The sequence below is a fragment of the Pseudonocardia sp. SID8383 genome (genome assembly GCF_009864975.1).
Lineage (GTDB): Bacteria > Actinomycetota > Actinomycetes > Mycobacteriales > Pseudonocardiaceae > Pseudonocardia > Pseudonocardia alni.
In genome coordinates this window covers 1-248 of record NZ_WWFY01000265.1, presented here as the reverse complement: position 1 = coordinate 248, position 248 = coordinate 1, and the positions used below count along the sequence as shown (strand labels likewise).

The window sequence follows — 248 nt, the reverse complement described above, 5'->3', positions numbered from 1 at the left end:
CCGCCCCCAGCTCGGCGAGCACGTCGTTCGCGGCGAGCACCCCCGACATCGACGAGCGCTCCATCAGCCCGGCGAGGTAGGGCGTCTCCACGAAGTCACCGGCCACCCGCAGGCCGCGCGCGTCGGTCCGCACCCCCGGCCGGGTGCCCGCCGTCCCGGGCGGGAACGCGGGCGCGGTGGCCTCCAGCCGGTCGTACCGGTCGAGGACGGTCGCGTCCGCGGTCTCGGGCCACAGCTCGGCCAGCTCG

1 protein-coding gene is annotated in these 248 nt (G+C 77.8%); it reads right to left on the bottom strand.

Features of this window, described 5'->3' with window-relative positions:
- The coding region (locus GTW08_RS06245; protein WP_346009865.1) for an FAD-dependent oxidoreductase at positions 1 to 248 on the bottom strand (248 nt) is incomplete at both ends.